Consider the following 11,976-nt stretch of genomic DNA (forward strand, 5'->3'; position numbering starts at 1 on the left):
ACCCCCGCCGATGAGCAGCGGTACGTGCTCGTGGGCCACGGCGGCGAACACGGCCTGATCGTCAATGGACGCTGGCTCACCGCCACCCTGCGGCTGCGCGCCGACCACGCGCCGCCGGGAACGCGCGCCCAGGTGTTCACCCTGGGCGCCGGACTGAAGATCACCGCGGCCGCCACCGGGGCGGCCCTCGCGGGCGCCGCGGCGGCGCTGCCCGCCGCCGCGATGCTGGCGGTGATCGCCGCCCTGCACGTCGCGGCGGGGCTCCTGTACGCGGTGCTGCGGCGTCCCCGTCCCGCGTCGCCCGCGTCACCGGCGGGTGCGGCGGCGTTCAGGAAATGTTCAGGCGGCGAGCAGTGACCGTGGAGCGAGGGCCCCTAGGGTGTCCCGAATGCCGACGAACACCCTGACTCCCCCCAGAACACCGCTCGGCTCCACACCCCCCGGATCGTCCCGGATGGAATGGCTCGACGCCCTGCGCGGCCTCGCCGCCCTCGTGGTGGTGTTCGAGCACTCCCTCGACGTGCTGCTCCCCGAGGTGCGCCGGGCGGCCGGCCCCTGGTTCAACTTCGGACGGTACGGGGTCTTCGTCTTCTTCCTGGTCAGCGGCTATGTCGTGCCGTTCTCGCTGGAGCGTCGCGGGAGCGTGTGCGCGTTCTGGATCGGGCGCGTCTTCCGGCTGTACCCGGCGTGGGCGGTGTCGGTCGCCCTCGCGCTGCTGCTCGCGGCGACGGGAGTGTCATGGGGCCTGCCCCGCCCGCTCGGCGAACGGCCCTGGACGTCCGTCCTGGCGCACCTGACGATGCTGCAGGATCTGCTGGGCGTGCCCAACGTCGTCAACGTCTTCTGGACCCTGTCGTACGAGATGGTGTTCTACCTGCTCGTGACGGTCCTGTTCATGGCCGGGGTGCGCCGGGGCGGCGCGCGGGTCGCGCTGGGATTCGCGGCGGCCACGGCCGTCCTCGGGGCGGCGCTGCCGACCACGCTGCTCGCCGCGCACTGGCCGGACGGGACGACGCTGGTGGCCGTGCTCGTCCTCGCCGGCGGGATGGCGGCGCTGGCCGTTCCCCGGCGCGCCGTGCGGCGGGCCGGGATCGGGGTCGTCGCCGCGGTGGCGCTGACGCTCGTCGTGCTGGACAGCCGCGTCGGCGGCATGGAGAGCCTGTGCATCATCGCCACGATGTTCGCCGGGACGGCGGTGCGCGGCGTGCAGGACGGGCGGCTGCGCGCGTGGCCCGCCACCGCGATGATCGCGGTCGTCCCCGTCCTGTCCCTGCTGGCGGGCCTGCGCCCGCCCGCCGTGTGGGGCGTGCAGGGCACGCCCCGCGGCCCGGCCTGGTCGCTGGCCGTCGGCGCGGCCTGGCTGACCTTCCTCGCCGCCCTCGCGCTGCGCCACCGCGCCATGCCCCGGGCACTGGTGTGGGCGGGTCTGGTCAGCTACTCGCTCTACCTGCTGCATCCGCTGGTCATCCAGGTGGTGTGGCGGCTGGCGGCCGAGCCGGAGCGGATGCCCGGCGCGGTGCGGCTCGGCTGGGCGGTGGTGCTGACCGCGGGCGCGCTCGGCTCGGCGGCCCTGGCCCACCACTACGTCGAACGGCCCGCGCAGAGGCTGGGCCGGCGCCTGGCGGGCGCCCGGAGACCGGCCCCGCCCCCGCCCCGGCCCGCGCCCGACGCCGGACGGGAAATGGTGACAGCGATCACTTTCTTGCCTAAGGTGAGGCCCGTTCACCCCCGGGGTGGCCCCCCGCCGAACGGAGACCCGGATGACGCATGGGCCCATGCCCGCGCAGCCGACGGACCTGCTGCGCCGGCACCTTCAGGCCGCCGTCGGCGAGATGGAGCGGGAGATCCGCGACCGGGTGCCGGAGTACGCGGGCGCGGACGGAGGCGATGACGCCCGCGGCGTCGGGCGGACGGTCAGCGACACCGTCGCCCTGTTCGTCGGCTCCGCCGACCATCCCGACGCCGACCCGCGGCGGCTCACCGACATGTACACGCGGCTCGGCGAGCAGGAGGCGCGGCAGGGCCGCAGCCTGGACGCGCTGCGGACCGCCCTGCGGGTGAGCGGTCAGATCGCGTGCCGCCGCTTCATCAAGGACGCCTACCGGTTCGGCTGGTCGCGCGAGACGCTCGGGCTGCTGACCGACTCGCTGTTCACGCTGGTGGCGCAGCTCGCCGACGCCGCCGCGCAGGGCTACGCGCGCGAGCAGGACCGGCTCGCGACCGAGCGGGAGCGGTGCCGGGACCGGCTGCGCGAGGCGCTGGTGGCCGAGCCCTCGCCGGGCCCCGACGTGATCGCCGAGCTGGCCGCCGCGGCGCGCTGGGACCCGCCGGGGAGCGTCGGGCTGGTCGCGCTGGAGGCCGCCCCGCCGGACGGCGGGCGGATCCTGCCGCCCGCCGTGCTGACCGGCTGGGACTCCCCCGTCCCCTACCTGGTCGTGCCCGACCCCGAAGGTCCCGGGCAGGACCGGCTGCGAGCGGCGCTGGAGCGGCTCGGCCGCGCCGCGATCGGGCCGACGGTCCCGCTGACGCGCGGCGCGGTCTCGCTGCGCTGGGCGCGGCACGCTCTCACGCTGGTGGAACGGGGCCATCTGCCCGGGGACGCCCCGGTGCGCTGCGTCGACCACGTCACGGCGCTGGCCACGCTGGCGGCCGAGGAGCTGGTCGGGGTGAGCGCCCGGACCGTCCTCGGCCCCCTGCTGGACCTGCCGCCCACGCGCCGCCGCCCGCTCGCCGAGACGCTGCTGACCTACCTGCAGTGCGGCGACAACGCCGTGACCGCCGCCGACCGGCTGCACATCCACGAGCAGACCGTCCGGTACCGGCTGCGGCGCATCGCCGAGCTGACCGGGGGCCGGTTCTCCGAGCTGGACGGCCGGCTCGACCTCATGCTGGTGCTGACCTGGCTCGTCCGCTCGGGCGGCACCGCCCGAGAGGCCGTCTAGGACACCCGCCCGCACGGCCTGTTCAGCTGTGCGCCTGCTGGGCGTGCTTGGGGAGCAGGCCGACCAGGAGCATGGTGGCCAGATAGAGGGCCGCGGCGAGTGCGGTGATGAGTACGCCCGCGTCGAAGAAGCCGCTGTGCCCGGCTTGGGCGAAGAAGGCGGTACCGAGGGCGGCCGCCCCGATGGCGTTGGCGAACTGCTGGACGGCGGCGAGCATGCCCGATCCGGTGCCGGCCTCCTCGGCGGTGGCGTCACCGAGGACGTAGTCGAAGATGGGGATGAAGACCAGGCCGGAGCCGAAGCCCGTGACCAGCAGGGCGGGCGCGAGGACCCAGGAGGTCAGGGAGTCCTGGGCCTGCGCGATCGTCCAGGCCAGTGCGATCAAACCGGCGGCGGCCAGGCCGAGGCCGATCCGGAGGGCGGCGCGGCCGAGCCGTCGGGCGAGGAACGTCCCGGCGAGGCCGACGGCGACGGAGCTGCCCAGGGCCCACGGGATCAAGGTGAGGCCGGTGCGCAGGGGCGTCCAGTGCGCGCCGAGCTGAAGCGTCAGGCTGAGGGCGAGCTGGAACCCGGTGAGCGCGGCGTAGAAGCCGCAGACGACGACCAGGCCGACGACGAAGCTGCGCTTGCGCAGCAGCGACGGCGTGATCACCGGATGGGCGCCGCGGCGTTCGGAGACGGCGAACAGCGCGAGCACCGGGATCGAGGCGGCCATCATGGCGTAGGTCCAGACCGGCCAGCCGAGTTCACGGCCCTGCACCAGCGGGACGATCAGCAGGGCCGAGGCCAGGGTGAGCAGGCCGACGCCCCGCAGGTCCAGGCGGGCGGTGGGGTCCTCGCCCGCGGCGCGGGGCAGGAAGCACAGGCCGAGGACCAAGGCGGCCACGCCGATCGGAACGTTGATCAGGAAGATCGAGCGCCAGCCGCCCAGCAGGTCCAGGTGCAGCAGCCAGCCCGCCACGATCGGGCCGGCCACCGTGGCCAGGCCCATGATCGGTCCGAACGGGATGAGGGCCCGGCGCAGCCGCTCGGGCGGGAAGACGACCTTCACCAGCGCGAAGCCCTGCGGGATCATCACGGACCCGAACAGGCCCTGGACCGCGCGGGCGCCGATCAGGAACCCGGCACCGGGCGCGAGGCCGCAGGCGAGCGAGGACAGGATGAACCCCGCCATGCCGGCCAGGAACAGACGGCGGCGGCCGACCAGATCGCCCAGCCGCCCGGAGGTGACCAGGCCGAGGGCGAACGCCGCGGTGTAGGCGGCCAGGACCCACTGGACGGTGGTGTCGCCGCCGCCCAGCTCGGCCCGGATCGAGGGCCCGGCGAGGTTGGCGATGGTCGAGTCCAGCACGTCCATCACGTCGGCGATGACCACGACCGTGAGCACGAGCCAGGCCCGGCGCAGGGGCAGGACCGGGGACCCCGTGCCGGGAGACCGGGGTGGAGAACTTTGTTCAGTAGTCATGAACTAAGTTCTATGTGGCGAACTTAGTTCTGTCAACGCGTAGGATGCGGGCATGGCCGAAGATCCGAGAGCACGCCGGGCGGCCCGGCACCTGCGGCCCGGCACGAGCCCGGCCCGCCCCGTCCCGCGCCGCGAGCCCCTCACCGTCGACCGCATCGTCGACGCCGCGCTGCACGTGGTGGCGACCCAGGGCTATGACGCGCTGACGATCCGCGCCATCACCGGCGAGCTGGGCACCAGCCCGTCCTCGCTGTACGCGCACGTCGTCAACAAGGCCGACATCGACGACCTGATCATCGGACGGCTCAGCTCCGAGCTGGTGCTGCCCGAACCCGACCCGGACCGGTGGCGGGAGCAGATCCTGCGGGTGTACGCCCAGATCCGCGACCAGTACCTGCGCTACCCCGGCGTCTCCCGCGCGGCGCTGGCCGCCGTCCCCACCAACCTGGAGACCCTGCGGGCGGGCGAGGCGATCCTGGCGATCCTGCTCGCCGGTGGCGTGGAACCCCGGACCGCGGCCTGGGCGATGGACTCCCTGTCCCTCTATGTCGCCGCCTACACCCTGGAGATCTCCCTGGCCCGCACGCGGAAGGACGGCCGGGATCAGGAGTGGGTCCTCAGCCGCGACGATCTGCTGCACCGCCTCGGCACCCTGCCCGCCGACCGGTTCCCGCACACCCGGGACCACGCCGCCGAACTGACCTCCGGCAGCGGGCACGAGCGGTTCGACTTCACCCTCAACCTGATGCTCGACGGCCTCACCGAGAACCCCCGGAGAACACGTGACGCCTGATGTCCGGGCGTGCCGCCGGAAGATCTCGGCGAACGCCTCGGGTTCTCGCCGGGACCGTCCGATGACGGAGGCGTCATCGGACGGTCCCGGCTCATCTCACTCATGCGTCGGCCTCTCGGATTCGGATCAGGACACCCGTTGTCGCCCAGCCGATTCCGAACGGTTCCCGCCCGACCACACCCGGCGTATGAGGGACCGTCCCGCGGCCCCCGGTGTCAGGACGGGTCGCCGCCCTGGTTGAGCCACGCCTTGACGGATCCATCGGCCGCCACCACGAGGTAGTCGTCCAGTCCGTCCCCGTCCAGGTCGGCGAGGGCGATGGAGCCGGGCTCACCGGTACCGGACGCGATCCGGCCCAGGGGAATCCAGCCGGGCCTGCCGTCCTGGTCACCACCGGCGTTCCGCCAGGCGTCGAGCTCTCCGCCGGTGTACTCGAGCACGTAGTCGTCCCTGTCGTCGCAGTTGACGTCCGCGAACAGGACCTGCTCGTTGGCGGTCCCCACACCGGAGGCGATCTTCCCCATCGGAATCCAGCCGGGCCTGCCGTCCTGGTCACCGCCCACGTTCCGCCAGGCCAGCACTGCGGTCGTCCGCTGGACGACCAGGTAGTCGTCGCGCAGGTCCCCGTCGATGTCTGCGAACGTGACGGCGCCGGGCTCACCGGTGCCCGAGGCGACGCGTCCCATGGGAATCCACCCGGGCCTGCCATTCTGGTCGCCGCCGACGTTCCGCCAGGCGTCCACCTGACCCATCGAATGGACGACCAGGTAGTCGTCGCGGCGGTCGCCGTCGATGTCGGCGAACGTGACGGTGTCCGACGGCTCGGTCCCGACGCCGGAGGCGATCTTCCCCATCGGAATCCAGCCGGGCCTGCCGTCCTGGTCACCACCGGCGTTCCGCCAGGCGTCCACCGAGCCGTCGTCGTTCAGAACCAGGTAGTCGTCCTTACCGTCGCCGTCCATGTCGGCGAACCGGACCTTCGCCCCCGGGCCCACCCCGGAGGCGACCTTGCCCCGGGGCAGCCACCGGCCGCCGGGCGCCGGGCAGATCTGCCCGTTGCCGCCGGGGTTCTTGAGCCACTCCTTGAAACGCGCGAGCTGGATGCCGGTGTAGAACGCCTCGCCCATCTTCTCGTAGCCGCGGTCGTTCGGGTGCAGGCCGTCCGCGAGGTCGGCGGTGGTCACCGGCGTCATGTCGACCAGCCCGACCGGCCCGCCCGCCTCGTGCCGCCGCCGGACGAGCGCGCGGACCTGCCGGTTGAACGCGGCGATCCGGGTCTGGACGGCCGCGTTCGCGGACGGCACGAGGGTGGAGACCAGCACGGTCGCGTTCGGCGCGTCACGGAGCGTCTGGTCGACCAGCCCCGCGAGCCGTGCCGGCGCGCCCTCGGGGTCGACGTTGCGGTCCATGTCGTTGGTCCCGGCGTGGATCAGGACGACCGTGGGCCGCAACCCGGGGACGGACGCGTGCTCGGCGTCGGCGATCTGGCTGATGACCCAGCCGGGATGCCCCTCGTTGTCGGGATCGGGCATGGTCCCCGAGCGGACGCTGCCGACGAAGTCCCCCTGGTAGCCGCGGTCCACGAGATTGCGCCGCAGCCTCTCGCGGTACCCGTTCCCGGTCGAGCTGCCGGTTCCATAGGTGATCGAGTCGCCCAGCGGCATGATCCGCAGCGAGGACGGCCCTTGTGAGGGGATCGTCGCGCCGCCCAGCTGGGCGGCGATGAACCCGGCGATGTCGATGATCGCGCGTCCGGCCGCCACGGCCTTGTCCGTGAGGGCGCCGAGCCAGTTCCGCAGCGAGTTGAAGAGCTCGATCGACTTCTCACCGATCGACTTCAGGATGCCGGGCAGGGTGTTCTTCGCCCAGTCCTTGACGTAGCCCTCCCATGCCGAACCCCCGACCGCGCCCAGCAGGGCGACCAGCAACGTCCCGGCCCAGGATTTGGCGCTCCCGATCTCGCCCTCGAACGCCTGGGTGATGACGCCCGCGACGAACCCGCCGACGAATCCGCCGACCGCCGCGCAGACCACCACCAGTTCAGGGGCGAGGGCGATGCACAGCGCCTGCGACGCCAGATAGACCATCTGCCCCAGCACCGCCGCCAGGACCATCTGCCACCAGCTCGCCTCGGTACGGACCTGCGAGCCCGGGATGGTGAGCTTCACGCCGGTGGACGTCGCCGTGAGCGTGCCGTCGAAGTCCTGCCAGTGCTTCGTGAGGTCGAGCCGGGGGTTGAACTGGTAGGTCTGGAAGAGCTGTTTGATCGTGTCGCTCAGCCGCGCGTCCTTCGCCTGCTCGTCGGCGACGATCCGCTGCAGCCGCGCCAGGTCGATCCCGGAGTCCACCTCCAGGGTGAAGACGACGTCCTCGGCGGCGTTCCTGGTGACCGAGAGCTCGCCGATGCCCGCCAGTTTCAGCGGACCCGTGGGCAGCGGCGCGGACCGGCGCGCGGCCAGCGCCGGGGCGGGCACCCCGACACCGAGCATCAGCGTCAGCGCCATTCCCAATGACAGGACCGCGATGGCCCTGCGACGAAAACCGCCCCTGAACGGGCGGTTCGGTTTCCTCTGCTCGGCCATGCTCGGATCTCCCTACGCTCAGGACGTCCTCTTCGCCAGCGGAAGCGTAAGGACCGCGCCGTCCAGTGATCGATCCCCTCTGCTGGACACCCGAGGTACAGCCTCCGCTACCCGACGGCCCCCACCTGGCCGGGACGGTCGATGTCGGTGGCATCGCGTTTAATCGAGACGTGGACGTTGAAGAGCGCATCATCGAGCTGACCGCCCAGGTCAAGCGGCTGAACGACCTGTACTACGGCGCCGGCGACAGCCCGCTGCCCGACGCCGACTACGACGCCCTGAAGGACGAGCTGGCGGCGCTCGTCGCCGAGCATCCGGAGCTCGAGCCGGCCGACAGTCCCCTCGGCAAGGTCAACGCGCCGGCGGAGCTGACCGGCCCGACCATCCGCCACGCGCGCCCGATGCTCTCGCTGGCGAAGGCGACGAGCGAGGAGCAGATCCGCACGTTCTGTGAGCGGTTCGGCGGCCAGGTCTTCCGCGTGTCGGAGAAGCTCGACGGGCTCTCGCTCAGCATCGTCTATTCCGACGGGAGGCTCGACTACGTCGCCACGCGCGGCACCGGCGCGGTCGGCGAACTGGTGACCGAGAAGGTGCGCCATGTGATTCCGGGCCTGCCCACCGAGATCGAGGCGCCCGGACGGGTCGAGGTCCGGGGCGAGGCGGTCATGCTGCGGTCGGTGTGGGCCGCCTACAACGAGGCGCACCCGGAGCGGATCCTGACCAACCCCCGGTCCGGCGCCGCCGGGACTCTGGTGCTGAAGGACCCCGAGGCCGCCGCTCAGGCCAGAAGGCTGCTGCGGTTCTACGCCTTCGGCGCCGATCGCGACGGCGCCGCGGTGGAGATCCCGGCGGGCTTCGACCTGGTCGCCCAGTACGTGGGCGCGAGCGTCGAGGAGGTGATGGACGCGATCCACGAGATCGGCGGCCGCCGCGACGGGCTGGACTATGACATCGACGGCGCCGTCGTGCGGCTGCACGAGCCCGCGGCGTTCGACGCGGCGGGCTTCAACAGCGCCGAGCCGCGCGGGGCGATCGCGTTCAAGTACCCCCCGGAGGAGAAGCTGACGACGCTGCTGTCGGTCGAGTGGCCGGTCGGCAAGATCGGCCGCGTCCCGCCGCGCGCGAAGGTCGCGCCGGTGTTCGTCGGCGGCGTGACGGTGGAGAACATCACCCTTCACAACCCGCGGCTGATCCGCGAGCGCGACCTGCGGATCGGCGACACCGTGGCGGTCGTCCGGCGCGGCGACGTGATCCCGTTCGCGGGCCGCTCGCTGCCCGAGGAGCGCGATGGCAGCGAGGTCGAGATCGTCCCGCCGGAGCACTGCCCGTCGTGCGGTTCCGAGCTGGAGGTCCGCGGCACCGGCGAGGAGCGCTGGTGCCTCAACCTGCAGTGCCCGGCACAGGCGACGCGCCGGTTGATGCACTGGGCCTCACGCCCGGCGGCCGACATGGAGGGCGTCGGCGACGTCTGGATCGAGAAGCTCGCCGAGGACGGCGTGCTCAGGCGCCGCAGCGACTTCTACGACCTGACGGCCGAGCAGTTGCTCGGCTACGAGCGGATGGGCGAGGTCAGCGCCAAGAACATGGTGGACTCGATCGCGTCCTCCAAGGGCATGGGCCTGCGGCGCGCGCTGATCGGGCTGGCGATCCCGATGGCCTCCGAGGGCACGGCCAAGCGCCTGTGCCTGGCCGGATACACCCGCATCGAGGACGTCGCGGCGGCGACGGCCGAGGATCTGGTGGCGATCCGCGACATCGGGCCGAAGGTCGCCGAGAGCGTCGTGGCCTTCTTCGCCCGCGCCGACGTTCTGGAGGAGATCGCGGCCCTGCGCGAGCGCGGCGTGGACCTCGACGTGAAGACCGAGGACCGCCCGGTCGACACCGCCGCCGCGGGCGACTCCCCGCTCAAGGGCAAGTCGGTCGTGATCACCGGCGCCTTCACCGACCCCCGCTCCGGCGCCAAGATCAGCCGCCCCGACGTCACGCGCCTGGTGGAACGGGCTGCGGCGACCACCGCCTCCTCGGTCTCGGCCAACACCGACTACCTGCTCACCGGCGACAACGTCGGCGCCGCGAAGACCACCAAGGCCGAAAAACTAGGAGTGACGGTCGTCCCCCAAGACGAACTATGGCACTGGCTAACCGAAGCCAACGTCATCTAACCAACCCGAATCCAGCCCCACCCACCACACAGCCCCACCACCCTGGACCTCCACCCCCGATGAGGACGTAATCACCAGCTATGGCCCGGCACATCCACCCTCCGGCGAAGTGGCCCCTAATGACTACACGAAGCAGCCAGCAGCAGTGCCGCCATGCTCGTCCCGCTGACGATCTCCCCCGCTTCGACAAGCGAGCGAATATCCCCAAGCGGTACCCATTCGACGCGCTCGGCCTCCCAGTCCTCGGCGGGCGCCCCGATGTGAGTGGCCCCATCTGACCAGAAGATGTGATGTCGCGAGTCAGAGATCCCGGGCGTGGGGTGGATCACAGTGAACGGTCGCATCGGTCCTGGCCGCCATCCTGTCTCCTCCTCCACCTCGCGCGCCGCCGCGGCCGAGGGCTCTTCGCTCTCGCGAATGCCACCGATCGGAATCTCCCAGCCCCAAGCGTCGGTGATGAACCGGTGCCGCCACTCCAGCAGGACTCGCCGCCGCTCGTCGACCACAACAGCTCCGGCGCCGCCGGTTCGCGATCGGATGATGCGATGCTCCAGATGGCGACCACCGGTGATCTCGACATCGGCGACACGGATGTCAAGCCACAGGTCTGTGTACAGCGGCTTCTCGGAGTGAACGGTCCAGCGCACGTGCGAGCTCCCTCGATCGATGGCGCGGCTGCCCCGTCACGCTACTGGTTCGCCCCCGGTCTGAAGCGCGGCGCGTTCGCGGAAATCACGGACGTCCTCGGTGCGGAACGCCCCGAGGGCTCGGGATAGGCCGGCGATCCGGTCGTAAATTCGTCCCGACTCCATGCCCTCGGTGCGATCCAGCATTTGCTGCCCCGTGGCCGCTGCCTCTTCGGCGTTTCTACGCTCGCTCTGGATCTGGGCAAGTGTCGCCAGCCGGTGCGCTTGTCCACGTAGATGCGTCCTATCAGCGGTGCGGACGGATTCCTCGGCATACACCTGCGCGGCGGCCAGGTCACCCAGTCGGCGGAGCACATCCGCGTGCTGCGTCTCCAGAAGGCCAGGTTGCACGTACCCCGTCTCGGGCGGCTCGTTCTCGGGGCGAACCTGAATGCCCTCCGCTTGGGTCATGTGCCGGTGGCTGTTGCGGGTATCGCCGAGCCGGGCGTATGCCTTGGCCTGCAATGTATGCAGGTCGACCGCTAATGCCGGGGATAGATATCCCTGAGCGCCCCGCAGCGCCGTCTGCGCGTACTGCAGTACACGCCGGTGGTCGCCGCGATACACCGCCTGGTTGACCAGCAAGGCAAGGCAGTATCCGCCGAAGCCACGGTGACCGGACGCCTTGGCCATCCGCAGCGCGTACAGCAGATAGCGCTGCGCGAGGGCCTGCCGGTCGGCGTCGTAGGCAGAGATACCGGCCAGCGCCACCAAGCCGCCGGTCGCACGGAGGAGTTCCCGGCCGACGCGGTCGTCGTACCCTCCGCGAATGAGCGGCCCCACGTGTTCATTGAGATAGGCGACGATGCGGGGCCGCACCGGAATGCCGCCGACACGCCGGTACATCTGCTCGTACCGGTCACGGGCGGCGCGAACCAGCGCGACGTCGCCGGTGCCCACGGCGAGCGGGCCACGATGCGACACATCGATGTCGTCCGGCGGGTTCTCCCAGGCGAACACCGGCGCGACCACCGCGCTCCCGGTGAGCAAGCAGGCTTGCTCGACAGCCTCGCTCTGCTTGTGGTCGCCGCGCCAGAGCGCGGCAGCCTGGTTGATCGCAGCGTGAAGGGGCGTGTCCGCCAGATCGCCGGGGCGGACCCGGTCCATGCCGACGTCGGCCAGCGTCAGAGGCCGGCCAAGCGCTGCGCCGAGGACCTGGCAGATCAGGGACGGAGTCTCGCTGCGAGGGATGGCGTTGTCGCGAATCCAGCGCCGCACCGATGCATGGTCATAATCAGGGTTAATTGGTGTTGGCGGGGGTGGTGTTGAGGGTGAGGCCGGTGGTGGTCAGGCAACCGTCGATCACGTCGGGGTGGTGCTGGATCACCTTGAGGCGGTGCTTGATC

General features: G+C 71.6%; 9 protein-coding genes. 5 read left to right on the forward strand and 4 right to left on the reverse strand.

Annotated features, from left to right (window positions below; genetic code table 11):
• The 3 genes from E1291_RS43465 to E1291_RS44310 all read left to right on the forward strand — a co-directional run.
• Nucleotides 1-357 (forward strand): hypothetical protein (locus E1291_RS43465; protein WP_370771066.1); only part of this gene is annotated, 357 nt, incomplete at its 5' end.
• A gap of 31 nt (nt 358-388) precedes the next feature.
• Nucleotides 389-1,891: an acyltransferase family protein gene (locus tag E1291_RS32710; RefSeq protein ID WP_131741941.1), complete on the forward strand. Its 1,503-nt coding sequence runs from the start codon at nt 389-391 to the stop codon at nt 1,889-1,891.
• Nucleotides 1,776-2,942 carry a PucR family transcriptional regulator gene (locus tag E1291_RS44310; protein WP_370771068.1) on the forward strand — a complete coding sequence of 389 codons (1,167 nt, stop codon included), beginning with the start codon at nt 1,776-1,778 and terminating at the stop codon, nt 2,940-2,942. Before E1291_RS32710 ends, E1291_RS44310 begins: the two co-directional genes overlap by 116 nt.
• Nucleotides 2,943-2,964: 22 nt before the next feature.
• Here the strand turns inward: E1291_RS44310 and E1291_RS32720 are convergent, their stop codons facing one another.
• Nucleotides 2,965-4,407 (reverse strand): MFS transporter, encoded by a 1,443-nt coding sequence (locus E1291_RS32720; RefSeq protein ID WP_131741943.1) that lies wholly within the window; start codon nt 4,405-4,407, stop codon nt 2,965-2,967.
• A 52-nt stretch (nt 4,408-4,459) separates the two neighbouring features.
• On the opposite strand from E1291_RS32720, the gene E1291_RS32725 reads away from it, so the two are divergent.
• Nucleotides 4,460-5,200: a TetR/AcrR family transcriptional regulator gene (locus E1291_RS32725; protein ID WP_131741944.1), complete on the forward strand. Its 741-nt coding sequence runs from the start codon at nt 4,460-4,462 to the stop codon at nt 5,198-5,200.
• 215 nt (nt 5,201-5,415) lie between these two features.
• Here the strand turns inward: E1291_RS32725 and E1291_RS32730 are convergent, their stop codons facing one another.
• Complete coding sequence (locus tag E1291_RS32730; RefSeq protein ID WP_131741945.1) at nt 5,416-7,782, reverse strand: GDSL-type esterase/lipase family protein; 2,367 nt, start codon at nt 7,780-7,782, stop codon at nt 5,416-5,418.
• 170 nt (nt 7,783-7,952) lie between these two features.
• On the opposite strand from E1291_RS32730, the gene ligA reads away from it, so the two are divergent.
• Complete coding sequence (gene ligA / locus E1291_RS32735; RefSeq protein ID WP_131741946.1) at nt 7,953-9,944, forward strand: NAD-dependent DNA ligase LigA; 1,992 nt, start codon at nt 7,953-7,955, stop codon at nt 9,942-9,944.
• Nucleotides 9,945-10,060: 116 nt separating this feature from the next.
• On the opposite strand, the gene E1291_RS32740 is transcribed toward ligA, so the two are convergent.
• Both E1291_RS32740 and E1291_RS32745 read right to left on the reverse strand, forming a co-directional pair.
• Nucleotides 10,061-10,591: an NUDIX hydrolase gene (locus E1291_RS32740; RefSeq protein ID WP_131741947.1), complete on the reverse strand. Its 531-nt coding sequence runs from the start codon at nt 10,589-10,591 to the stop codon at nt 10,061-10,063.
• Nucleotides 10,592-10,627: 36 nt separating this feature from the next.
• The gene (locus E1291_RS32745; RefSeq protein ID WP_503108252.1) at nt 10,628-11,875 is read right to left on the reverse strand and encodes an NsdA family TPR-like regulatory protein; all 1,248 of its coding nucleotides are present in this window, start codon (nt 11,873-11,875) and stop codon (nt 10,628-10,630) included.
• Between the last annotated feature and the right edge of the window lie 101 nt (nt 11,876-11,976).

This window comes from Actinomadura roseirufa (assembly GCF_900659635.1).
Classification (GTDB): Bacteria; Actinomycetota; Actinomycetes; order Streptosporangiales; family Streptosporangiaceae; genus Spirillospora; species Spirillospora roseirufa.